Below are 22734 nucleotides of genomic sequence, written 5' to 3' on the forward strand. Positions count from 1 at the left end.
ACGAAAGAGGCGGGGATCGCTCCCCGCCGCTCGTTCACGTCACCAGAAAGATGATGATGATCAGCCAGATGGGCACCCCCAGGAGCCACAAGGCCAGACCTCTGAACATGGCTTCCTCCTTGCCTAAAACCTGCGGAACACGTCGGCGAAGTAGAGGTTCCTGTCGCGGTGATCGCCGCCCTTCTGTGCCGCCCAATAGGCACCGATGGCCGAGACCAGCAGCGCGGCGGCTACGATGAAGGCACCGATCACGGTGGTGTTGCGCGCAATCCGCGCCGCATCGATCGCCTGCTCGCGTGCAACTTGCACGTTGCCGATTACCTCATCGACTCGAGCCGTCGCCTCTTCCGGCGCGAGGCCGGTATTGGCGGCGACGAGGGTCGCGAGATAAGCGCGGTCGGCATCGGGAACGGTGCCGTCACCAAGCGCTGCCTGAGCAAAGATCCGGCCCGCTTCGGCGCGCGCCGTCGTCGCATCGGTCGGTTGTTCCGTGCGGAACAGCGTATCGACGAAATAGGCGTTGGGGTCGATCGATCCTTCGGCCGCGTTCCCCGCCGCCTCCGTGACCGTGGCGGCGGCTGCGCCGACGGTATTGACCGCAGTGGTTAGTCCGGCAAGCGCGAAGAAGGCGCCAATAACGGCGGCACCTGCCCAGACCAGGAGGCCATGGGCACCATCGCGCATGTCACTTTCCTCCTCGGTGGCGTCTAACGCCCTGCGGCGCAGCCGCCCGGTAAGGTAGCCGCCCACCATGAAGCTCGAGATCTGTGTCCACAGCAGCCAGCTTGCCGCCGCGATGGCGATGAGCCAGGCCGGCGCGCCTTCCCGCGCCTCGAAACCGACAAAGCTTAGGCCCACGGCGGAGCCGAAGCTCAGAAAGAGAATGGAGATGGCCGATGCCAGAACAATGCCGGCGATGATGGCCGGCCAGTCCACATAAGAGGATTTGTCGCGTTCTCCCGCCGTTTCGACGACGGCGACGCCAGAGGGCGCCTCAGTAACAGTCGCGCGTGCCATTTCGTTCTCCTCAACCGAGACCGAGGAACGACAGGATGGCAAGAACCACGACGACGAGGCCGACGAGATAGATGATCGAATTCATCGCTAGCGCCTTCTTGGTTGACTACGGTGTCTCATCAACCGGGAACGGATGGAATTTGTTCCGAACGCTAGGGGAATTATGTGCATAATGAGGCAGGCGCGCTTCAACCGTGCTGGTCTCGGAGGTTTGGCGGACTTCCCGAGTTAGTGCTGGCTGATCCGTTGGCCGGTGGCGGTGTCGAACACGTAAGTGCGCTCGGTGGGCACCCCCACGGTGAGCGTTTCGCCGCTGTTGATGTCATGCTCGCCGCTGACCAGGACCACCGTCGGATGACCTCCTAGGTCAAGGGTAACAAAAGTCTGCCCGCCCGTTGGCTCGACGAACGTCACATCCCCTTTGTAAGACCCGGATCCGGTCTGGAAATGTTCAGGGCGAATGCCCACGATCACTCGCTGACCGGCAGTGACCGACGTGGCGAGAGTAAAGGGGAAGGCAAGGCCTGTTGCGGTGCGGGCGGTGTTGTCCTCGACGGTAGCCTCGAAGAAATTCATGGCCGGCGAACCGATGAAGCCGGCAACAAAGAGGTTCGCGGGCCGCCGATAGAGCTCCATCGGCGAGCCCTGTTGCTGGATCACGCCGTGATTGAGCACGACTACGCGGTCGGCCAGCGTCATGGCTTCGACCTGGTCGTGGGTCACGTAGATCGAGGTCACGCCCACCTTCTTGTGCAGTGCCTTTATTTCACTGCGCATCTGCACACGCAGCTTGGCATCGAGGTTGGAGAGCGGCTCGTCGAACAGGAACACCGCCGGGTCACGCACTATGGCGCGGCCCATGGCGACTCGCTGGCGCTGGCCGCCGGACAACTGGCTCGGTTTGCGCTCGAGAAGGGACTCGAGCTCCAGCATGCGCGCGGCCTGGTTCACGCGCGCATTGATTTCGGCCCTGGGCTTCCCGGAAAGCTCTAGGTTGAACGCCATGTTCTTGAAGACGCTCATATGTGGGTAGAGCGCATAGGTCTGGAACACCATCGCGATGTTGCGTTCGCGCGGGGTGAGATCGTTGACGATCTTGTCCCCGATGGCGATATCGCCGCCGGTAATGTCCTCCAGCCCCGCGACCATGCGCAAGATGGTCGACTTGCCACAACCGGACGGGCCGACCAGGGCGACGAACTCGCCATCGGCGACCGAAAGGTTGATGCCCTCGATGACCGAGACGGTGCCATAGCTCTTGGCGATGTTCTGCAGTTCCAATCCAGCCATGGCTGCTCTCCTTGCCCGAGGACCTGGACCCAGGGGCTATTTGACGGCGCCGGCCGTCAGACCGGCAATGATGTGCTTCTGCGCGGCAAAGAAAACGATGACCGTCGGCAAAAGGGTGAGGGTGACAAAAGCCAGGATCAGTTGCCAATCGGTGCTGAACTCGCCGCGATAGACCATGATGCCAAGCGGCCAGGGATATTTGCTCTCGGAATTGAGCATGATGAGCGGGAGGATGTAGCTGTTCCAGCTGCCGACGAACGAAATGATGCCGACCGTGGCGATGATCGGACGGCTGAGCGGCAGGGTGATGCTCCAGAAGAAGCGCAGATAGCCCGCGCCATCGACAAAGGCGGCATCGAACAGTTCGCTGGGCAGGTTTCGGAAAAAGTTGCGAAACAGGAGGATGCTCATGCCGAGGCCGAAAGCGACCTGCGGCAACACCACGCCCCAATAGGTATCGAGCAGCCCGAGATCCCGGATGCGGATGAAGAGCGGCAGGATGGCGGTTGCAGCGGGGAACATCAGTCCGACGAGGAAATAGTTGAGCAGGAACCCCGAGCCGAAGAACTTGACGTGGGCGAAGGTGAAGGCGGCCATCGACGACAGCATCAGCGTCAGGAACACGGTCAGCACCGCGATGAGTAGCGAATTGCCCATCTGCAGCCAGTAGCGCTGGCTGATCAGGATATCGGCGTAGTTCGACCATTGCCATTCGTGCGGCAGGCCGAACGAATTGCCGCGCAATTCGCCGAGCGTTTTGAAGCCGCCGAGCGCCGTCATGACCAGGGGAATGATCACGACGCCGGCGACGATTATCAGGCTCGCATAGAGGTAGATCTTGGTCCGGAAGGCGACGCTGCGGCCACCCGAGGACCCAGCAGCTGCATCGATGGGGGCTGTCGTATCAGTCATTTTTCATGAAGACCCGCTTGTAGCTGAAGGCCAGGGTGACGCAGATGATGAACAGCACCACGCCCACCGCCGAGCCGAACCCGACCTGCATGCGCATCACGCCGAAGGTATAGAGGAAGGTGACCATAGTCTGGGTGGCGTTGGACGGCCCACCGCCGGTCAGCGGCATGATCATGTCGAAGAGCTGCAGCGAGCCCACGACGGCAAAGAACACCGACAGGCGCACGGTGGAGCCGAGAAGGGGCAGCGTGACGCGGAAGAACTTCTGCCAGCCGGTGGCGCCGTCGATATCGGCCGCTTCCAGCACGTTCTTGTCGATGGCTTGGAGGCCGGCGACGAACAGCATCATATGGAAGCCGAAATACTTCCAGACGATGACGCCGAGGACCGCATAGAAGGCGACCTGCCGGTCGGCCAGCCAGAACGGCGCGTCCATGCCGAAGGAGTTGAAGATGCCGGCAACGAGACCAAACTGTCCGTCATAGACGAAGCGCCAGATCATGCCGGCGGCGACATCTGCAAGGACATAAGGAAGGAAGAAGAGCAGCCGGAAGGCCACCGCGCCTTTGATGCGATGCGTCACCATCGTGGCGAGCCACAGCGCGAGCGGAATCTGCACCAGGATGGAAATGAGGATGATGAGGCCGTTGTTGATCAAGGCCTGGCGGAAGGCGCCGTTGTTGAAGATCAGCTCGTAATTGCGGGTGCCGATCCACTGGTCCGGCAGGCCATAGCCGTTCCAGTTGTAGAAGGAATACCAGGCTGCCTCGCCCATCGGCAGGATGACGAAGACGGTGAACAATAGCAGCGCCGGTGGCAGGAACAGTACCAGCACCGGCAACTTGCCGCGGATCTGGCTGCGCTTCGCGCGTGCGATGGAAGGTGAACGCGTCACCGCTGGCGCCGCATCGGCCACCGAGCTGGTCTGGCTCATCAGTCGGGCCTCCCGATAACTGCCTCGGAGTCGGATGGCTGCCACGCCGGAAAGCGTGGCAGCCAGGCGATTACATCTCGAGCGAGAAGGCGTCCTGAATCTGCTGCACGGCATCCTCGGCTGAGATCTGGCCTGAGACCAGTTCCACGGACATGTCGTTGACCACCCGCCCGACATTGGGGCCGAGATCCTGGTCGAGATAGTTCTGGTGCCAGGTGGCGCCGCCCATCTCGGTGACGATTTCCCGCATGAACGGGTCGACCACGCCATCCTCTGCACCGAGCGTCGTGGGCAGGATGCTGGTTTCGGCAGCCAGGCGCCGTGCGTTGTCCTGGCTAAGATAGAATTTGAGGAAATCTTCGGTTTCCGGCGGCGCATTGGCGGTGACGACCCAGCCATTGAGCCCACCGAATTCGTCGGTGATCACGCCCGGGGCGTCCTCGACCAGCGGGAAGAGGAAACGACCGATCTGGTCGCCGGACAACCCTTCGCCATCGGTGGCCGCCTGCGCTTGGATCTGCGGTGTCGCGGTGTTCTGGAAGCCGAGGATCATCGCGGCGCGACCGTCGGCGAACACGGCCTGAGTATCCGGCCAGGTGGCGCCGAGATAGCCTTCCTGGAAGGGCTCGAGAGCGCCGAGCTCGATCAGATTTTCGCTGGCGCGGACAAAGCCGTCACCGGTGAAGCCCCCGCCATTCTTAGCCGCCGCGAAACCGTCTTTGCCGAGTTCCCGCATGGTGAGATAGGACCAATAGAAGTGGATCGGCCACTTGTCTCCGCCGCCTCCGGCGATCGGGGTGATACCGGCATCCTTGAGCGTTTGGACCGCATCGAGGAAATCCTGCCAGGTGGTGATGGCGGAGGCATCGACGCCGGCCTGCTCGAACAGCGCCTTGTTGTAGAAGAAGGAGACCTGTCCCCACTGGAAGGGCGCTGCCCAGACCTTGCCGTCGATGCTGAGGCCATCGACCGCGGCCGGCGAGAAGGTCGAGCGCCACGCACCGCCATCGGCATCCATGGCTTCTGTCAGGTCGCGCAGCGCGCCGGTCTGGGTCTGCGCCTTCAGCACGCCGCCACCCCAGGTGTAGAACATGCTCGGCGCCTCGCTCGACTGCAAAAGCGTCGGAAGCTTGGCCTTGAACGCCTCGTTTTCGAGGAACTGGAACTCGATTTTGACGTCGGGATGCTCGGCCTCGTATTGCGCGGCGATGTCCTGCCACACAGCCAAGCGGTCCGGATTGGCCTCCAGATGCAGCCACTTGATCACCGATTGTGCCGATGCCGAAGAAATACCCACTAACAGCGTCGCCGCGCTTAGGGCAATAGCAAGCCGATGCCGCGCCAGGCGGCCAAAAAGCATGGTCATGAGATCCTCCCGATCGGACTGATTAGTCCTGATTACAAATTAATTAGCGCGCGTTGAGGTACGATTGTCAAGAAGGAGGCGGCCTTTCCTGGAGGGCTTTTCGGCTGCGCTCTTGTGCATTCGCCCAACCCTGTGCAAAAGAAACAGAAAAATTAGTCCGCCTTGTTGATTAAATGGGCGGAAGACGGGGCTTGGTATGAAAACCGCCGATCCTGAGCTGATGCGCGCCATCAACCGGTTCCATGTGCTCGATACCATTCGTCGGGCCGGCTCCATTTCCCGCGTCGAGATCGGCGAACGTACGCAGTTATCGGCCACCACCATTTCGGCCATCACCGCCGCGCTGCTCGACGACGAGCTGATCACCCCGCACCACGAAGGCGGCCTACGCAGCGACAGCAACGGCAATCGGGGCCGGCCACGGGTGATGCTGACCCTCAACGCCTCAGCTGCACGGGTGGTCGGCGCCAAGATCGCCACCAACCGCCTGGTGTTCGTGGTGACCGACTTCCAGGGCGACATCCTCGCCCATCTCACCCTGCCGGTACGGGTCGACCGCCTGCCGCTGCCGGTGGTTGCCGACCTGGTGGAAGACGGCGTGCGACGCTGCGTGCTCGACGCCGGTCTTGCACTCGCCGATATCCACACCGTTGCGCTCGCGGTCCCAGGGGTCGTTGAGCATGGATCGGGCCGGGTGCGATCAAGCCCTGTCTTCCGCGACGTCGACGTGCCACTCGCAACCTACATAGCCGAGCGGCTGGGAATAGCCACCATCGCTGAGAGCGACGCCAACGCCATGGCCATGGCCCAGCACTGGTTCGGCCGCGCGCGTGACTGCGATGATTTCGTGCTTGTCTCCATGGAAGAGGGACTGGGCCTCGGCGTGATGCATGGCGGGCAGTTGTTTCGCGGCGCGCGTGAGCTGAGCCTGGATCTCGGACACATGATGATGGGGGTTTCCACAGTCCAGTCGGAGCGCCTGTCCGATATTGCCAGCGAGCGGGCGATTCTGGATGGCGAGCATGCCGACCTGCGGCTGCGCGAGGCCATGCGGGTAGGGCGCGGCATGAACCACGTGCAGCGCCTGCTGGCCGAGGGCGATGACGGCTTTACCGCCACCGCCAGTCGGGCCGGAGAGGCCCTGGGCATCGCCATCGCCAATCTCGTCGGGCTGTTCGCTCCGCCACGCGTCATCCTGGTGGGCTCGAGCCTTGCGCTCGGCAGGAGTCTGCTCGATCCGCTGCAGGCCTCGTTCGAGCGCGCCCTGTCCGCGCCGCTGCGCGAGGTCAGCCAGATCATCATCGACGAAGCGGGCGACGAGCTGTGGGCCCGCGGCGCGGCGGCCGTAGCGTTGAGCGAGCTCTACGGGTCGCCATGGAGCACGACCGGCCCGGCTCTGCGCAGCACCCTCTAGAGGCCGTGTGTCGGCCTTGCCGGCACGCCAGAACAGTCATCAGGGAAAAGGAGGAGAGCAGTCATGAGAGAGGCGTTGATCGTTTGGGGCGGCTGGAGCGGTCACGAGCCGGAGCAGTGCGCGCAGATCATCCGTGCCATGCTGGAGGAGGACGGTTTCAAGGTCTATGTCGAGAACACCACCGAAGCCTTTGCCGATCCAGCCCTTCACGATCTGAGCCTCATCGTTCCGATCTTCACCATGAGCAAGATTGAAAAGGAGGAACTCTCCAACCTCCGGGCGGCGGTCGAGGGCGGGGTTGGCTTGGGCGGCTACCACGGCGGCATGGCCGACGCTTTCCGGGAGGCGGTGGAGTATCAATTCATGGTGGGCGGGCAGTGGGTGGCCCACCCAGGCAACATCATCGACTATCGCGTCGACATCAGCCGGCCAGACGACCCGATAATGGAGGGCATCGAGAGCTTTCCCTATCGGTCCGAGCAATACTACATGCACGTGGATCCTTCGAACGAGGTGCTGGCCACTACGACGTTCTCGGGTGAGCACGCCTATTGGATCAACGGCGTGACCATGCCGGTCGTTTGGAAGCGGCATCACGGCAAGGGCAGGGTCTTCTATTCCTCACTCGGCCATGTCTCGAGAGAGTTCGAAGTGCCGCAAATGCGCACCATCCTGCGCCGTGGCCTCAACTGGGCGGCACGCGATGCCTAGCGGTGCGCTAGGCTGCATCGCCCTCAAGGGCGAACCACCGTGTTGCATCGGCAGGCGCCACGGGTGCGGCGACCGGTGGTAGCGCCTCGACGATCGCTTGCGCCTCGGCAAGGCAGTCGGCAAATCCAGGCGCCGGCTCTTGTGCGGGTTCGGCGGCCTCGCCCCAACGGCAGAGATCGGCGAAGGCGAGCGCCGGCTCCCGCGCCTCGCCGCCATAGCGCCAGCGGCCGGAGGCAGTGTCGCATCGATAGGCCCCAAGGAACCGGCGGCCATGGCGGGCGATGAACCGCACCGCATCGAGAATGAACGCGACCTCGGCGTCTTCGAGGAAGAAATTGAAGTTGAGCCGCACCCACCCCGGGCGGTAGGCGCTGAGGCCCCGCTGCACCAATCCATCATATTCGGCTGCCCGGGCATCATCGATCCCCAGCAGGTCATGCGCATAAGGACCGGCGCAGGAGCATCCGCCGCGTGCCTGGATGCCGAAAAGGTCGTTGAGCAGCGCGACGACCAGATTGGGATGGAGGTAGCGCGCGCCACAGCGGATGTTGAAGGAGAAGATAGCGAGACGGTCGCGCTCACTGGGTCCGAAGACCTCTATGTCAGGCTCGCGTCCCCAGGCGTCGAGCACCCGCGCAACCGTTGCCGCTTCGATGGCCTCGATGGTTCCTGCGCCGATCTCGGCCTTCAGCTGCATTACCATACCTGCGCGGATGTCGCCGATGACGTTGGGTGTGCCCGCTTCCTCACGCCGCTCCTCGTCGGCAAGGTAGCGATGGGAGCGGGCGGTAACATAGGCGACGGTGCCGCCGCCCGGCACGCTCGGCACCGGGGTTTGCAGCAGGCGCCGGTCCGCGACCAGAACGCCCGAGGCCCCGGGACCGCCGACGAACTTGTGCGGCGAGAGAAAGATCGCGTCGATGTGGTCGCCGGCGCCAGGTGTTGATTCGCCCATGTCGATCGGCAGATATGGCGCCGCGGCGGCAAAGTCGGCAAAGAACTCGGCCCCGTGCCGGTGCAGCAGTCTTGCCAGAGCCCGCATGTCGGTGCGAAGGCCTGTGACGTTGGAGGCGGCCGAGAAGCTGCCGATGCGGCGCGGCACATCGCGGGCCGCGGCAAGCTCGCGTTCCAGCGTTTCCATGCAGAGCCGCCCGTGCGCATCGAGCGGGATGCGCATGACCTGCGCTCCGGACTCGCGCCAGACGAGTTCATTGGAGTGGTGCTCATAAGGGCCGACGAAGACGATGGTCTGCGCAGCCTCAGCATCGCGATACCGAAGGGCGACAAGGTTCGCGAGCTTGTTGACTGCCGCCGTCGCCCCCGAGCCGCAGAAGATGACCGCATGCCGCTCGTCTGCCCCGACAGCGCTGCGGATGACGGTGCGCGCCTGCTCGCGCAGGCGGGTCGTCTGCAGCCCAGTATAGGATGTCTCGGTGTGGGTGTTGGCGTAAGTCGGCAGCACCTGCGTCATCACCGCCGTCTCGACGAAGTCAAGCGCCCGGCCGGAAGCGGTGTAGTCGGCATAGACGAGCCGCCGAGGGCCGAAGGGGCCCGCGATCGTTGTTGAACCTCCGATAAGAGCGCCGCGGATACGGCGGATCAAGCCTTCGGCGCGTTGCGGAATGGCAACCAACATGACGATCTCCTTACTGAGGTATAATGTACCCTCCGCAAGGATATTTGAAGCAAAAACTTGCACAGATCGCGAAATCCAGGGAAAACGTGACCCAGTTGTGCAGCCTCGGCGAAATATTGCGCAGTGGCGCCGGCGGTCATCACAGGCGGGCGGGCTGCACTACGTTGGCGAGGAGCCGGAATGCGCCGGGCACCAGCCGGTCGAGCTGATGGTGAAGCAGGAGACCCACATGCGTATACCGGCCAGTTCCGATCGCTGCCGAGAGCAGGGAGCCGAGAAGCGGCTTTTCGCCCGCGTCGTTCATCGAGAGTAGCGGCTCATATCCCTCGTCCCACTGCGAGGCGAAATAGAGGCCACGTTCCTTGTTCCAGCCATCGAAATCTGCCGAACTGATCCGGTTTGGCCCGCTGAGGAGCACATGATCCGGCGCCAGAATGGTGACCGGTGCCGCCGGATCAGTCACGCGCCAGCGCAGTGACGGTGAGCCGATCACCAGTCGGCGCGGTGGCGTCTCCTCGGGGGACCAGCCGTCGGATGGGCGATGGTAGAGGGTGACGAGGTGGCCCCCATCCTCGACCCAACGGTGGAGACGCCGGGTCGCCGTGCTGAGGTCCGGTCGCGTCCCGAAGGCGAAGATGCCAATGACAATCGTATCGAACGCGGAAAGATCGCCGGCCAGCACGGGTTCATCAAGGACTGTGACGTCGGCGCCCATGCGTTGAAGCCACAAGCCGACCCGGTCGGCGCTACCCCCGACATAACCGATCCGTGCTTTGGGCATTGCCAAGTCGAGTGCCAGCACATCCAGCTTCTGCGGACGCAGGAATTGGACACGTCCGATATGGGGGTAGGAAATGGGCGTGAGGCTGAACGCCTCGGCCCCGTCGATCCGCACGGGCAGGGTATGGCGGCCCGCGGGGAGGCTGGGCTGCAGCGTGATGCCGAGCCCGCCTGGAGACGGCGCGACAACGATGTGTCGCGTGCTTTCGATGCCGAGGCGTTCCAGCGGCGCATCGGAACGGATACCGACCGTGTGTGTCTCTCCCGCAGCAGGCAGGGGCGCGATCAGCGCTTCAGGGTCGATCGCGACGGTATGGGAGGGAAGGATCTGGACGCCGTCCTCGAGGTCGATGTGCCAGTTAACCCGCTGCCCCCCAATCGTCGCCTCGAGCACGACGCCAACGGGCCCGTTGCCGCCCAGGCTCGAGAAGCCGGGGAGGAAGCCATTGCCTACCGGCGCATCCGCAGCGATACGCACGGGAATATGCCAGAGGGGGCCGTCCGCGGCCGCTTCGCCTGAGGAGATGAATGGCGCCGTCGCAAGGCCAACGTTGATAGTGGCGGCCGATCCCGTCTCGATGGCGACATGCACTACGCCCTCGCCGCCGGGCGCAAGCTGCGCTGGCTCAACCCAGGCCGTTGCCATGCAGCCGGCCGCCACCGACAGCGCCGCGTCCAACTCGAGCTGTTTGCGCTTCAGTCGGTGCGCCATGTCGGCGGCGACAGGCGTATCCAGCGCCGAGGCGAGGCAGGCCTTCGCTGCCGAGAGCGCCTCGATGACAGCTTCGGGCGCGGGGAATGCGGAAATCGCGTTCTCAATGGCTGACTGTGCCGCGTGCAAGTACTCCGCGGCCTGACCTCCGATCGTCTCGGCACAGTCGACAAGCGTTGCCGGCAGGTTGTCCCGGATGTCCCGCTCCGGACCCGGCCCGTGCTTCAGGTGCAGCGGCCAGCGCGTCTGAGGCGTAGTGCGCCAGCGTCCCATTTTCTGGCTCGCATGGAAGGCGCGCGAGAACTCGCCCAGCATGTCGAAGGAGAGGCCGGTGGCCGGATCGGGGCCCGTCGCGGCAACCGTGACGGTCGCCGGTGGCGGGGGAACCTCATCATCATAGGTTTCACCTCCGCCCGACCACGCGGGCAGATAGAATTTGGCGACCCGCCATGGAGCAAGACCTTCGGCAAAGTGCTCCGGATGGGCCTGAGGGTCGGCGGCAAGCGCAATGGCGGCTTCCGCCGCCTCGGTCATGGCGCGGTGATGGCCATGCTGGCCGGGAACGTCGAGAAAGGTCGGAATAACGATATCGGGCCGCTCCTGCCGATAGGCACGCACCAGCCGTTCTATGATGCGCTCGCGCCCCCAACGCGCGAGGGTGTCGGTTCCGGATTTCGAGAAGCCGAAATCGTGGACGGGATCGTCAGGTCCATGCCCGAGCCAAACGATATCGGAATCGATGGCCTTCGCTGCCTCCTCCATCTCGCGCGAACGAAGGATGCCGAGGGCTCCGCCTTGCTCGCGCCCGAGGCTGTTTTGCCCACCCTCTCCACGCGTCGAGCAGGCGACGACCGTGCGCATCCCCATGGAGACCCGCATGAGCGCCACAAGCCCGCTCCGCTCGTCGTCCGGATGTGCGCCCGTGTGCATCACGGTCAACGTGGAGGTGAGGCGCGTAAGCGCGCGGTGGAGTGAGACGAGAGCCGGGTGGGCCATGCGGAGGCGTAGACGTTCGCGGTCGGTCAGCATGAAATGTCCAAACCTAGATTGAGGCGCCGGCGGCGACGCTGAGGTGGGGAGATACCGTATCGAGCAAGGGCAGTGCCGCAGCGCCGAGCGCGGCGGTCAATTGTCCGGTCTGTCCGCGCAGCACGCGCGGCGTGGTCCGCTGCTGGCGCGTCGCGACGGAAATGGGCAGCGGATCGAGTGCGGCGATCACCGCATCGAATACGCAATCGGGTAATCCTCCGCCGAAGACCACCGCTTCAGGATCGAAGACGTTCTCGAGCAGAGCGACCGTGGGGGCGAGGTAGTCGGCAGCCAATACCACCCACTCGGCAAGGGTCGGGTCGCGTTGGTCGTGCAGCTTTTGGATGTCCTCGACACCGGCCGCGTAGATGCCGGCCAGCGCCAGCCGCTCGCGCAAGGCATAGACGGAGACGAAGCGTTCCAACGCTCCGGCGGGCCCGTAGACGGTGCGGCCTTGGCGCGGCACAAGCCCGACATGACCGATCTCGCCGGCATTGCCGAAGGCGCCGCGCAAGGGACGCCCGTCCTGAATGGTGCCGAGGCCTAGACCTACGCCAAAATAGAGATAGCAGAAGTTGCGCACCTGTCGCGCCGCGCCATAGAGCCGTTCGCCGACGGCAGCGGCGGTCGCGTCGTTCTCGACGACCACGGGTTCGCCGGTCGCCTCGGCAATGAGCCCGGCTGGATCGACGCCGGTCCAACCGGAAAGCGTTGCCGGTCCGACCGAGCTCATGCCTTCGATCTCGAAGGGGCCGGGCATCACCACGCCGATGCCCAGGAGTCGCGAGGGGCTGGCGCCGAGAGTGGCATGCAGGCGCTTCACCTCGTTGGCGACGATATCGGGCACTACCTCGGGACCGGTGTCTTTCAACGGACTGATCGATTGTGCCCGCACACCCCCGGCAAGGTCGACGAGGACAGTCACCATATGGTCGGCAGCGATCTCGATGCCGACTGTCAGAGGCCCATCGGGGTTGACGGCGAACTGGATCGGCGGCTGGCCGCGTCCGGAGCGCAACCGCCCGAGTTCGACCAGAAGGCCCTCGTCGAGCAGTTCCTCGACAATATTGGCGACGGCTTGGGCAGTGAGCTGGGCGCGGCGCGCGATCTCGGTTCGCCCGAGATGCCCGTGGAGGCGGATGACCTCCAGCACCACGCGGCGGTTGTGGGCGCGATTGCGTTCGGAATTGTACCCGATCGCCACCTTATGCCGCAGGTTGCGCGTGCCCGGATCGTTCAACCTCCGCCTCCCTCGAATACAGGCGTTTCGCGGGGAGAGTGGACTCGCGCAGAAAATAACTCAAGTAGCTTATTTTATTGACAAGAGCGTGTCATTTCGTTGACGCTCTAGCTCTGGAATGGCGGGGAACGCCCTTCTCGCAGGGAGATCGCTCGCCCGGTATCTCGGGTGGGGCGCAACGGAGGTATCCTTATGAAAAAAGCCAAACTCGCCGGCCTCGCCGCCGGCATCAGCTTTATGGCGCTCGGGTCCGCCCAGGCGGTCGAAATCGAATACTGGCAGTACGTGTTCGACACACGCGTGCAGGCGATGGACCAGCTCATTGCCAACTTCGAGGCCGCCAATCCCGACATCACGGTCAAGCATGTGACCTTCCCTTATGCCGACTACCAGACGCGCGTCGTCGCCGCCAAGGTTGCCGGCCAGGGGCCGGATGTGGTGCAACTCTTCTATGGCTGGCTCGACAACTTCGTTGCGGGTCAGCTGATCCAGCCGCTCGATCCCGCAGTGTTCCCGCACGAGGAGATCGAATCCGAGTTCTTCCCCATCGTCTCCGCCATGAAGCGTGGCGAGGACTATTACGGTTTGCCGACTGCCGTGCGCTCGCTCGCGCTCTTCTATAACAAGGCCCTGTTCGAGGAAGCCGGCCTTGATCCGGATAATCCGCCGCAGACGCTCGACGAACTGCTGGCTGCGGCCGAAGCCACGGTCAAGCGCGACGGTGCCGGCAACATCACCTCGGTCGGTATCGCCATGGGCATGGCCGCCCAGGATCACCACTGGTGGCGCGAAGGCCTCATTCGCCAATTCGGCGGCCAGCCCTATTCCGATGACGGCCGCACGGTCACATATAACGACGAAGCAGGTATCGCCGCCACCACATGGCAGGCCGATCTCTACCGCACTCATATCGTCACCCAGATCGCTTTCATGGACGAGCCGCAGGCCGCGTTCCGCGCCGGCATGGCCGCGATGTCCATCGACGGCACTTTCCGTCTCGGCGCGTTCGACTCGATCGAATCCTTCGAATGGGGCGTGACCGAACTTCCCGCCAATGACGAGGGAATGCGCTCGAACTACGCGAGCTATTTCGCCAACGCCATCGGCGCAGGCGCGTCAGGAGAAGAGCTCGCGGCGGCGGAGAAGTTCCTTGCCTACGTCTCCTCACCTGAAGCGATGGAGATCTGGCTCGCGGTGGTGGGCGAGCTGCCCGCCCGTCAGGAAGTGGCCCTGACCGAGGAAAATCTGGCGGACCCGATCTATGGTCCCTTCCTCAAGGGGCTTGAATACGCCCACACCACCCAATTTGTGGATGAAGCCGCCCAGCGCCAGGTCGCCATCGACATGGAGGCCCGGATGTCGATCCAGGGCCAGGAACCGGCTGCGGCACTCGCTGAGGCCGCTGCCCAGGAACAAGCCATTCTCGACGCCTTCTACAGCCGCTAGGCTCACGAGGTGCCGGCGCCATTCGGCGCCGACACCTCTGTCAGTCGCGATCGAAGGCTGGTGCGTGCTTTTCCTGTACGTCGCCTGGTGAGTGAAAGGGTTGTGACGATGTCCTCGGTAACGGGTACCGGCCCGGCAGTCGAAGCGAGGTTGTGGGATCGTTTCACCATCAGACAGAAGCGCGTCATGTGGGCCTGGGCCTTCCTGGCGGTGCCGATCGTTTTTTATGTGGGCATTCGGTTCTACCCGACGTTTCAGGCCTTCTGGCTGTCGTTCACGAACTGGGATCTGCTGCGCCCCGCCCAGTTCATCGGCATCGCCAACTACCAGCGCATGTTCGCTGATCCCCAGTTCTGGCAGGTGTTCCGCAACACCTTCGCCTATCTGATCATCGGTGCGCCGGTCAGCCTCGTCATCTCCTTCGTCGTTGCCTACTACCTCGATCGGGTCCGCTTCATGCACGGGTTCATCCGTGCACTCTATTTCCTGCCGTTCCTGACCACTGCTGCCGCCATGGCGTGGGTCTGGCGCTGGTTCTATCAGCCGGTCCCGATCGGCATGATCAATGGCTTGCTGGCCAATTTCGGCCTGCCGTCCCAACCTTTCCTGCGCTCGACCGAGCAGGCTCTGCCCGCCATCATGGTCACGGCCATCTGGGCGGGCCTCGGCTTCCAGATCATCATCTTCATAGCCGGCCTGCGGGCGATCCCGTCGACTTTCTACGAGGCGGCGCGGATCGACGGGCTCGGGGACTGGGCGATCCTGCGCAAGATCACCCTGCCGCTCCTTAAACCGACGACGGTCTTCCTCGTGGTCTTTTCATCCATCGGGTTCCTGCGGATCTTCGACCAGGTCTACAACATGACCACCAATGATCCCGGCGGTCCGCTCAACTCCACCAAGCCCCTGGTGCTGATGATCTATCAGACGGCGTTCTCGTCCTACCAGATGGGGTACGCAGCCGCGCAGACCGTGGTGCTCTTCACCATCCTTCTCGTCGTCTCGCTCATGCAGCTCTGGGTGTTGAGGGAACAGAAATGACCGCTGCCACCGTTTCCTCGGAACTCGCCGCCAACGGCCGCAACATCCGGCCCGGTCGCGTGATCACCTGGACGCTGCTCCTCATCGGCGGACTGATCATGGTCACGCCGCTCCTCTACATGTTCTCGACCTCGCTCAAGACCGCCGGACAGGTCTATGACCTCCGTCTCATTCCTGCGGCTCCGACCTTGGACAACTATATCCGGGTGGTCTCGGACGGGCGGTTCCTGCGCTGGTTTCTCAACTCGACCTTCGTTGCGCTGGCGGTGACGGTTTCCAACGTCTTCTTCGATAGCCTCGTCGGCTACACGCTGGCCAAGTTCGAATTTCGCGGGCGCTACTTCGTCTTCCTTGCCATCCTCTCGACACTGATGATCCCGACCGAGATGCTGGTCATCCCCTGGTACCTGATGTCCTCTCAGCTCGGCTGGATCGACAGCTATTGGGGCATCATGTTCCCGGGAATGATGACCGCCTTCGGCACCTTCCTGATGAAGCAGTTCTTCGAGGGCGTGCCCAACGACTTCCTGGAGGCGGCACGTGTCGACGGGCTCAACGAATTCACCATCTGGTGGAAGATCGCCATGCCCATGGTCACCCCGGCTATCTCGGCGCTCGCCATCTTCACCTTCCTCGGCAACTGGACGGCCTTCTTCTGGCCGCTGATCGTCACCACTTCGCGCGAGCTCTATACTCTGCCCGTGGGTCTCTCGAGCTTTGCCGTCGAGCAATCGATCCAGTGGGAGATGATCATGACCGGAGCGGCGCTTGCCACTATCCCGACGCTCCTCGTCTTCCTGCTGCTCCAGCGCTACATCGTGCGCGGCGTCATGCTCGCCGGCCTCAAGGGTTAAGTCATGACCGATCCTCGCCTAGCCGACCGGTCGGTCTTTCCCGATCCTGTCTATAAGGAAACGGTGCTGCGCCCGCTCTTCGATGGCGCCAAACATCATCATGTCGACGGTTTCCGGGCGATCGACCGGGCCCACCTCGTCATGCTCGCCGAAACCGGCATTCTCTCACGGGAGCAAGCGGCCCAGATCGCTGCGGCGCTCGAGAGCATCGATGCCGAGATCGACCCCGAAAGCCTCGAATATACCGGCGAGGTCGAGGACTATTTCTTCCTCATCGAGAAAGAGCTGAAGAAGCGCCTGGGGGCGGATCTCGCCGGGCGCCTGCATACCGCCCGTTCGCGTAACGACATCGACCACACACTTTTCAAGCTGGGCCTCAAGGCGCGGCTCGATGTGCTGATTGACAAGGCCCTGAACCTCCACTTGGCCCTCATCGAAGCAGCCGAGCGCGAGAAGGCAACGCTGATCGTTGCCTATACGCATGGCCAGCCGGCGCAACCGACGACATTCGGGCACTATCTCTCGGCAATCGTCGAATTCGTCGTGCGCGACATCGAGCGCCTGTTCCAGGCCTATGATATTGTCGACTTGTCGCCGATGGGCGCCGCGGCGATCACCACATCGGGCTTTCCGACGGACAGGGCGCGTGTTGCCGAGCTCCTCGGCTTTTCGGCGCCCCTGCAGAATTCCTATAGCTGCATCGCGGGCGTCGACTACATCACCGCGACCTACGGGGCCATGGAACTGATGTTCCTGCACCTCGGCCGTCCGATCCAGGACCTGCAGTTCTGGACGAGCTTCGAAGTCGGCCAGATCTATGTGCCCAATGCGCTGGTGCAGATCTCCTCGATCATGCCGCAAAAGCGCAATCCGGTACCGATCGAACACCTGCGGCACCTGGCAAGTCAGACCTTCGGTCGCGCCCGCGCCATGCTTGAGGTGATGCACAACACCCCCTTCACCGACATGAACGACAGCGAAGGCGAAACCCAGGCGATGGGCTACCAAGCCTTCGAGAGCGCCTATCGCGTGCTTGACCTCCTCACCTCACTCGTTGCCCAGATCAAAGTCGATCCGGCCCGGGTCGCCGACAATATCCGGCGCTCCTGCATCACCATCACCGAGCTTGCCGATAGCCTCGTACGCCGCGAGGGCCTCTCATTCCGTGAGGGCCACGAGATCGCAGCAGCCGTTGCCCGCGCCGTGGTTGCGACGGGCGGGGGCCTGGAAACCGACGGCTACGATCCGTTTTTGTTGGCCTTCGAGAAGGCGACCGGACGCAAGACCGCCATCGACCCTGCGCTCTTTGCCGAGATCGTCTCGCCCGAATATTTCGTTGCCGTGCGCACTCGCTTTGGTGGTCCCGCCCAAGCGCCGCTCGCCGCCGCGCTGGCCGGGTACCGCGACGACGCCAAGATGTTCGCCGAGCGCCACGCGGCGCTCCTCACGCGGCAGACGACTGCCGCACGCACCCTCGACCAGCGTTTCCAAGCACTCAAGGATGTCGCCTGATGGCAAAGATCGAATTGCAGGGCTTGGTCAAGGAATACGGCCGGACCCGTGTCGTCCACGGCATCGATCTTGCCATCGAGGACGGTGAGTTCGTCGTCTTCGTCGGCCCCTCCGGCTGTGGCAAATCGACGACGCTCAGGATGATCGCGGGCCTCGAGGACATTTCCGGCGGAACCCTCATCATCGGCGGCGAGGTGGTCAACCAGCGCGAACCCAAGCAGCGCAATATCGCCATGGTCTTCCAGAACTATGCCATCTATCCGCACATGACCGTCGGCCAGAACATCGGCTTCGGGCTCTATACGTCGAAGCTTCCCAAGGCAGAAAAGCGCAAACGTATCGAGGAAACAGGAAAGATCCTCGGTCTCGAAGCACTCCTCGACCGCCGCCCAGCGGCGCTTTCGGGCGGCCAGCGCCAGCGTGTCGCCATCGGCCGAGCCATGGTGCGCGATCCGGTTGCCTTCCTCTTCGATGAACCGCTCTCCAATCTCGACGCGCAATTGCGCGGTCAGATGCGCATCGAGATCAAGCGGTTGCACCAGCGGCTCGGCACCACCGTCGTCTACGTCACCCACGACCAGATCGAGGCGATGACCATGGCCGACCGGATCGTCGTGATGAAGGACGGCCACATCCTGCAGGTCGGCACCCCGTCCGACCTCTATGAGAACCCCGTCGACATGTTCACCGCCCGCTTCATCGGCAGTCCTTCGATGAACCTTCTGCCTGGCAGCATGGCGAGCGGCAAGCTCACCGTCGAAGGCGCCACCTGGTCGGGCGGGACGGTCTCCGGTACCGGTGAGGTGCGCGTCGGGGTGCGCCCGCACGACCTCGAGGTCGCCGAGACCGCCGGCTCCGGATTGTCGGCCACCGGTCCGGTTGTCGCCGTCGAGCCTCTCGGGGCAGAAACGCTGGTCCATGTAGAGGTCGGTGGGGAAACCGTCATTGCCACCGCGCCCGGCCGGGTCGTGCCGCCCATCGGCAGCTCGGTCACCGTTGCGGCGCCGACAGGTTCGCTGCACCTTTTCGATGTTGCGACCGAGAAGGCGCTGGGCCGGGCATGAGGCACGAGAAGTCTGGCGGCCGGGCCTTGCTCAGCCTCGGCCGCGTCTATAGCGATATGGTGTTCAATGGGTTGGACGCCATGCCCGAGCTAGGGCGCGAACTGTTCGCCCGTGATTTCGTCATCACCCCAGGAGGCGGCGCCTTCATCACCGCCGCGCATGCGGTCGCGGTCGGCCGGCCGGCGGCACTTGTTGCCCGCTACGGCACCGATGCCATTTCGCGCGGTGTCGAGAACGACATTGCGGCTCTCGGCGTCGACCTGCGATTCCTCGAGAGGCACCCCGATGCCGGTCCGCAGGTGACCGTGGTCATGGTGCGCGAGGGCGAGCGCGCCTTTCTTTCCCGCCGGGCGGGCAGGGCGCTGCCAGCAACCTTAGAGGCGGCGCTCGACTGGCCTGACGCTGCGCACCTCCACATTGCCGAATACGCCACCCTTCATGAAATACCGCATGCCATCGACGCGGCCCGGGAGCGGGGCCACACGGTCTCGCTCGATCCGAGCTGGGATTCGAGCCTGATCGGCGACCCACTATTCTTCGAACGGGTGGCGGGCACCGATGTCTTCCTGCCAAATCTGGAAGAGGCACGCGCCTTGACTGGACAGGAGGAGCCGACTGCCATTCTCGAGGCACTCGCGCGGCATTTCCCCGTCGTCGCCCTTAAATGCGGTGCTGATGGCGCCTGGCTCTCCATGAATGGCGAGATAAGCCAGCGCGCCGCACCCGCCGTCGAGGTGATTGACACGACCGGCGCTGGCGACGCTTTCAACGCCGGCTTTCTCAACGCATGGCTTGAGGGTGCCGAAGGCCAGGAAGGTTTGACTGCGGCGATCGATGCCGGCAGTCGTTCTGTCCGGGCGGTCGGCGGCATCGGGAGTCTCACGATTGCGCTCGCTGCTGCTCAAGGATCATAGTCGAGCGTTCGCAGGAACGCCTCGAGAGCCCCCAACTCCTCAGCCGACATCGACAGCGGCTCGAGTTCGCTGTGACCGGCCGGCGCGGACGGCGCACTGTTGTAGTGGTCGAGGACTTCGGTGACGGTGCCGATCTGGCCGGCATGCATGTAAGGCGGCCGCTGTGCCACGCCACGCAGCGACGGCGTCTTGAATGCGCGCACGAGCTCTTCGCCATCGACGGTCATGTACTTCAGCTCGGCACAGTCGGCCGGCCCGGCGTCGCTATAGGCGCCGAGGCAGTTGAAAGGATCGGTGGCGACCTGTTCGACTGCGAGCGCCCGGCCGAGATCTGCGGGTAGGTCGGCAACAGCCGGCACGCCGGTGTTGTGGAAGTGGTTGTCGGTGAAGAGGGGACCGTTATGGCAGTTGACGCAACTGCCCTCGCCGATGAAGAGCTTCAGCCCCAATTCCTCCTGTTCGGTCATCAGCCCTTCGGTTGCGGCCCCTCCGGCCAGGGCATCGGCATAGGCGTCGAAGCGTGTCGGGGTAGGGACGATCGTGCGCTCGAACGCCGCGATGGCCTTTCCGGCATTGGCAAAGACGCGATCAACTGAATCCTTCTGCTCTTCGCTAAGCGTCTCCCAGGCTTCGACTGCATCGGGCGCTCCGGCGGGCGCTGCGTGGGCGGGCAGTTTGGAGAGGTCCGGCAAGGGCCCGAAAAGTTCCGCGTAGGCCTGCGTGTACTCGGCGGCGATCACTCGGGCGACATGGGTCCGGTCGGTGCCGTGCTCGACCCCGCTTTCGAGCGGCCCGAGCGCCTGCGACCACAGGCTATCCTTGCGGCCGTCCCAGAACAGCCAGGGACTGTAGGCAGTGCCTGCGATCGGCATGGTGCGGCGCGTCGTCTCTCCCACGCCCCTGGCCAACGCCAGGTCGTCCTGGAAATGCCTCTCCGGCAAGTGACAGGAGGCGCAGGAGACCTCGCCATTGCTGCTCAGCCGCGTGTCCGAAAAGAGCAGTTCACCCAGCGCCGCTGCTGCCGGATCGTCAGCGACGCGGTTGGACGGGTCGGGCGGCAACTCGGGCAGGCGGCTGAGGGACAGCGCCGTGATGAGCGCTATCTCCTCGGCACTCCAGGGCGCCGAGGAGTTCTGACCCTGCGGGGCGCACGCCGAGAGCAGGGTCAGGGCCAAGCCCGCCGTGACGATCGCGGTGCCGATGCGGAGCATACCAGCCTCACAGGCTCAGATTGAAGGTCGCTTCGTCGGAACCCGACGAACCGTCGATGGAGAGCGTCAGCGTCCACCATCCCGGCATGTTGAACTTCACGCCTTCAACCAGGTACCGGCCTTCTCCGAGCGACTGCGTCACTTGGGGGGAAGTCGGAAGCCCATGCCCGTGCTGAGGCATACCGCCGGCGACCGAGATGACGGCGTCTTCGACCGGTGTACCGTCCGGCGTAGTGACTTCGACTGTCCAGCTGTGGATGGAGCCGATGGCGACGGGCGAGATGCCGGGCTCGAGCGAGCTGACGTAGAGGCCACTCTCGGTCGTGCGCGAGAGCGACAGATCGAGGTCGGCAGGTACGTACATCATTTTGGCGGCCATGACGGCGCCGACGGCGAGACCACCTACCGGGACGATCCAGAGCAGATGCAACCATTTGCGAGCTGATTTTGACATGAGCGTTTTCCTTTCCGAGGACGCGATGCGCGTCGAGGAAAAGGTTCTGGACCTTCCAATCATGGTAAGGTCAAGCACAAAAATGTGACCGACGGTTCGCTGCCATCCCGCCCTGCGAGCGCGAAGGACTCGCGAGGCTAGAGCCTGCGCCCGCTGGCTGCGTCGAAGATATGGATGTTGACCGTTTCGGGGCGCAGGCGAATGACCTCACCCGGCAAGGCCCGGACCCGCTCGCGAAAGACGCCGATGACGGTTGTGCCGGCGAGCGTCATTGAAACCTGGGTCTCGGATCCCATGGGTTCGACGAGCTTGACGGTTGCCGGAAGGCCTTGAGGATCAAGCACCAGGTGTTCGGGCCGGATGCCGTAGACCAACGTCCTGCCGGCCAGGTCGGACCTCGTGGCCGCCAGCGGCAGCACCACGCCGTCAGCGACAAAGCCTTCGGCGGTTGCCTCGCCCTCGATGAAGTTCATGGCCGGAGAACCGATGAAACCGGCGACGAAACGGTTGGCGGGCGCATCGTAGACATCGAGCGGATCGCCGATCTGCTCGACGCGGCCGGCATTCATGACAACGATCTTGTCGGCCATGGTCATCGCCTCGACCTGGTCGTGGGTGACGTAGACGGTCGTCGTCTTCAGACGCTGGTGCAGGGCCTTGATCTCTCCGCGCATGTCGACGCGCAGTTTCGCGTCGAGGTTGGAGAGCGGCTCGTCGAAGAGGAAGACCTGCGGATTCCTGACGATCGCGCGGCCCATGGCGACACGCTGGCGCTGGCCGCCCGAAAGCTGGCGCGGATAGCGCTTCAGAAGCGGTTCGAGTCCCAGGATCTCGGCAGCCCATTGGACACGCTCGGCGATCTCGGCCTTGCTGGCGCCGCGGTGCTCCAGCGAAAAGCCCATATTGGTCGCAACGCTCATATGCGGGTAGAGCGCGTAGTTCTGAAAGACCATGGCGATGTCGCGGTCCTTGGGCTCCAGATCGTTGACGATCCGGCCGCCCATGTCGATCTCACCCGAAGTGATGGGTTCGAGCCCGGCGATCATGCGCAGGAGCGTCGACTTTCCGCAGCCGGACGGGCCGACGAGGACGACGAACTCTCCATCGGTCATGTCGATATCGACGCCGTGGATGACGTCGCTCTGGCCGAAGCTCTTCTTGACGGATCTGAGGGTGACTGGCGCCATTGTTTATTCC

19 protein-coding genes are annotated in these 22734 nt (G+C 63.7%); 8 read left to right on the forward strand and 11 right to left on the reverse strand.

The features are described 5' to 3' along the window. Positions 1–123 precede the first annotated feature (123 nt). The 5 genes from QQK18_RS18735 to QQK18_RS18755 form a co-directional block, all read right to left on the reverse strand. Complete coding sequence (locus QQK18_RS18735) at positions 124–1017, reverse strand: hypothetical protein (protein WP_284341888.1); 894 nt, start codon at positions 1015–1017, stop codon at positions 124–126. 228 nt (positions 1018–1245) lie between these two features. Next, positions 1246–2307: an ABC transporter ATP-binding protein gene (locus QQK18_RS18740; protein ID WP_284341889.1), complete on the reverse strand. Its 1062-nt coding sequence runs from the start codon at positions 2305–2307 to the stop codon at positions 1246–1248. Between the two features lie 36 nt (positions 2308–2343). Further along, positions 2344–3219 carry a carbohydrate ABC transporter permease gene (locus QQK18_RS18745; protein ID WP_284341890.1) on the reverse strand — a complete coding sequence of 292 codons (876 nt, stop codon included), beginning with the start codon at positions 3217–3219 and terminating at the stop codon, positions 2344–2346. Next, positions 3212–4153, reverse strand: a complete 942-nt coding sequence (locus QQK18_RS18750) for a carbohydrate ABC transporter permease (RefSeq protein WP_284341891.1) — start codon at positions 4151–4153, stop codon at positions 3212–3214. The genes QQK18_RS18745 and QQK18_RS18750 overlap by 8 nt, the downstream gene beginning before the upstream one ends. A 70-nt stretch (positions 4154–4223) precedes the next feature. Next, the gene (locus tag QQK18_RS18755) at positions 4224–5519 is read right to left on the reverse strand and encodes an extracellular solute-binding protein (RefSeq protein WP_379995811.1); all 1296 of its coding nucleotides are present in this window, start codon (positions 5517–5519) and stop codon (positions 4224–4226) included. Between the two features lie 196 nt (positions 5520–5715). Between QQK18_RS18755 and QQK18_RS18760 the strand changes: the two genes are divergently transcribed. Further along, positions 5716–6933, forward strand: a complete 1218-nt coding sequence (locus tag QQK18_RS18760; RefSeq protein WP_284341892.1) for an ROK family transcriptional regulator — start codon at positions 5716–5718, stop codon at positions 6931–6933. A 63-nt stretch (positions 6934–6996) separates the two neighbouring features. After that, positions 6997–7644, forward strand: a complete 648-nt coding sequence (locus tag QQK18_RS18765; protein ID WP_284341893.1) for a ThuA domain-containing protein — start codon at positions 6997–6999, stop codon at positions 7642–7644. Between the two features lie 7 nt (positions 7645–7651). On the opposite strand, the gene QQK18_RS18770 is transcribed toward QQK18_RS18765, so the two are convergent. From QQK18_RS18770 to QQK18_RS18780, 3 genes are all read right to left on the reverse strand, one after another. Further along, on the reverse strand, positions 7652–9280 hold the full coding sequence (locus QQK18_RS18770; protein ID WP_284341894.1) for an aminotransferase class V-fold PLP-dependent enzyme: 1629 nt from the start codon (positions 9278–9280) through the stop codon (positions 7652–7654). A gap of 139 nt (positions 9281–9419) precedes the next feature. Next, positions 9420–11801 carry a PIG-L family deacetylase gene (locus tag QQK18_RS18775; RefSeq protein WP_284341895.1) on the reverse strand — a complete coding sequence of 794 codons (2382 nt, stop codon included), beginning with the start codon at positions 11799–11801 and terminating at the stop codon, positions 9420–9422. A 13-nt stretch (positions 11802–11814) separates the two neighbouring features. After that, complete coding sequence (locus QQK18_RS18780) at positions 11815–13041, reverse strand: ROK family transcriptional regulator (protein WP_284341896.1); 1227 nt, start codon at positions 13039–13041, stop codon at positions 11815–11817. 192 nt (positions 13042–13233) lie between these two features. On the opposite strand from QQK18_RS18780, the gene QQK18_RS18785 reads away from it, so the two are divergent. The 6 genes from QQK18_RS18785 (at position 13234) to QQK18_RS18810 (ending at position 19872) form a co-directional block, all read left to right on the forward strand. Beyond that, on the forward strand, positions 13234–14487 hold the full coding sequence (locus QQK18_RS18785) for a sugar ABC transporter substrate-binding protein (RefSeq protein WP_284341897.1): 1254 nt from the start codon (positions 13234–13236) through the stop codon (positions 14485–14487). A 108-nt stretch (positions 14488–14595) separates the two neighbouring features. Next, positions 14596–15528 (forward strand): carbohydrate ABC transporter permease, encoded by a 933-nt coding sequence (locus tag QQK18_RS18790; protein WP_284341898.1) that lies wholly within the window; start codon positions 14596–14598, stop codon positions 15526–15528. Next, positions 15525–16382 (forward strand): carbohydrate ABC transporter permease, encoded by an 858-nt coding sequence (locus QQK18_RS18795; RefSeq protein WP_284341899.1) that lies wholly within the window; start codon positions 15525–15527, stop codon positions 16380–16382. The genes QQK18_RS18790 and QQK18_RS18795 overlap by 4 nt, the downstream gene beginning before the upstream one ends. A 3-nt stretch (positions 16383–16385) precedes the next feature. Beyond that, positions 16386–17894 (forward strand): argininosuccinate lyase, encoded by a 1509-nt coding sequence (gene argH / locus QQK18_RS18800; protein WP_284341900.1) that lies wholly within the window; start codon positions 16386–16388, stop codon positions 17892–17894. Continuing rightward, positions 17894–18958 (forward strand): ABC transporter ATP-binding protein, encoded by a 1065-nt coding sequence (locus tag QQK18_RS18805; RefSeq protein WP_284341901.1) that lies wholly within the window; start codon positions 17894–17896, stop codon positions 18956–18958. Before argH ends, QQK18_RS18805 begins: the two co-directional genes overlap by 1 nt. After that, positions 18955–19872 (forward strand): carbohydrate kinase family protein, encoded by a 918-nt coding sequence (locus tag QQK18_RS18810; protein ID WP_284341902.1) that lies wholly within the window; start codon positions 18955–18957, stop codon positions 19870–19872. Before QQK18_RS18805 ends, QQK18_RS18810 begins: the two co-directional genes overlap by 4 nt. Here the strand turns inward: QQK18_RS18810 and QQK18_RS18815 are convergent. The 3 genes from QQK18_RS18815 to QQK18_RS18825 form a co-directional block, all read right to left on the reverse strand. Next, positions 19860–21083, reverse strand: coding sequence for a cytochrome-c peroxidase (locus QQK18_RS18815; protein ID WP_284341903.1), 1224 nt, complete (start codon positions 21081–21083; stop codon positions 19860–19862). The genes QQK18_RS18810 and QQK18_RS18815 overlap by 13 nt on opposite strands. A 7-nt stretch (positions 21084–21090) precedes the next feature. Next, a complete protein-coding gene (locus QQK18_RS18820) occupies positions 21091–21537 on the reverse strand; it encodes a FixH family protein (protein ID WP_284341904.1) in 447 nt (148 codons plus the stop codon). 137 nt (positions 21538–21674) lie between these two features. Continuing rightward, positions 21675–22724 carry an ABC transporter ATP-binding protein gene (locus QQK18_RS18825; RefSeq protein ID WP_284341905.1) on the reverse strand — a complete coding sequence of 350 codons (1050 nt, stop codon included), beginning with the start codon at positions 22722–22724 and terminating at the stop codon, positions 21675–21677. Positions 22725–22734 lie beyond the last annotated feature (10 nt).

The sequence above is a fragment of the Devosia nitrariae genome (assembly GCF_030160115.1).
Taxonomy (GTDB): Bacteria; Pseudomonadota; Alphaproteobacteria; order Rhizobiales; family Devosiaceae; genus Devosia; species Devosia nitrariae.

What these genes read in the sequence shown, in the direction of transcription:
- QQK18_RS18775 (WP_284341895.1), bottom strand. Translation starts at nt 11,801, where the DNA reads ATGCTGACCGACCGCGAACGTCTACGCCTCCGCATGGCCCACCCGGCT.
- QQK18_RS18740 (WP_284341889.1), bottom strand. Translation starts at nt 2,307, where the DNA reads ATGGCTGGATTGGAACTGCAGAACATCGCCAAGAGCTATGGCACCGTC.
- QQK18_RS18745 (WP_284341890.1), bottom strand. Translation starts at nt 3,219, where the DNA reads ATGACTGATACGACAGCCCCCATCGATGCAGCTGCTGGGTCCTCGGGT.
- QQK18_RS18770 (WP_284341894.1), bottom strand. Translation starts at nt 9,280, where the DNA reads ATGTTGGTTGCCATTCCGCAACGCGCCGAAGGCTTGATCCGCCGTATC.
- QQK18_RS18785 (WP_284341897.1), top strand. Translation starts at nt 13,234, where the DNA reads ATGAAAAAAGCCAAACTCGCCGGCCTCGCCGCCGGCATCAGCTTTATG.
- QQK18_RS18760 (WP_284341892.1), top strand. Translation starts at nt 5,716, where the DNA reads ATGAAAACCGCCGATCCTGAGCTGATGCGCGCCATCAACCGGTTCCAT.
- QQK18_RS18735 (WP_284341888.1), bottom strand. Translation starts at nt 1,017, where the DNA reads ATGGCACGCGCGACTGTTACTGAGGCGCCCTCTGGCGTCGCCGTCGTC.
- QQK18_RS18755 (WP_379995811.1), bottom strand. Translation starts at nt 5,519, where the DNA reads ATGACCATGCTTTTTGGCCGCCTGGCGCGGCATCGGCTTGCTATTGCC.
- QQK18_RS18795 (WP_284341899.1), top strand. Translation starts at nt 15,525, where the DNA reads ATGACCGCTGCCACCGTTTCCTCGGAACTCGCCGCCAACGGCCGCAAC.
- argH (WP_284341900.1), top strand. Translation starts at nt 16,386, where the DNA reads ATGACCGATCCTCGCCTAGCCGACCGGTCGGTCTTTCCCGATCCTGTC.
- QQK18_RS18820 (WP_284341904.1), bottom strand. Translation starts at nt 21,537, where the DNA reads ATGTCAAAATCAGCTCGCAAATGGTTGCATCTGCTCTGGATCGTCCCG.
- QQK18_RS18805 (WP_284341901.1), top strand. Translation starts at nt 17,894, where the DNA reads ATGGCAAAGATCGAATTGCAGGGCTTGGTCAAGGAATACGGCCGGACC.
- QQK18_RS18815 (WP_284341903.1), bottom strand. Translation starts at nt 21,083, where the DNA reads ATGCTCCGCATCGGCACCGCGATCGTCACGGCGGGCTTGGCCCTGACC.
- QQK18_RS18810 (WP_284341902.1), top strand. Translation starts at nt 18,955, where the DNA reads ATGAGGCACGAGAAGTCTGGCGGCCGGGCCTTGCTCAGCCTCGGCCGC.
- QQK18_RS18765 (WP_284341893.1), top strand. Translation starts at nt 6,997, where the DNA reads ATGAGAGAGGCGTTGATCGTTTGGGGCGGCTGGAGCGGTCACGAGCCG.
- QQK18_RS18790 (WP_284341898.1), top strand. Translation starts at nt 14,596, where the DNA reads ATGTCCTCGGTAACGGGTACCGGCCCGGCAGTCGAAGCGAGGTTGTGG.
- QQK18_RS18750 (WP_284341891.1), bottom strand. Translation starts at nt 4,153, where the DNA reads ATGAGCCAGACCAGCTCGGTGGCCGATGCGGCGCCAGCGGTGACGCGT.
- QQK18_RS18825 (WP_284341905.1), bottom strand. Translation starts at nt 22,724, where the DNA reads ATGGCGCCAGTCACCCTCAGATCCGTCAAGAAGAGCTTCGGCCAGAGC.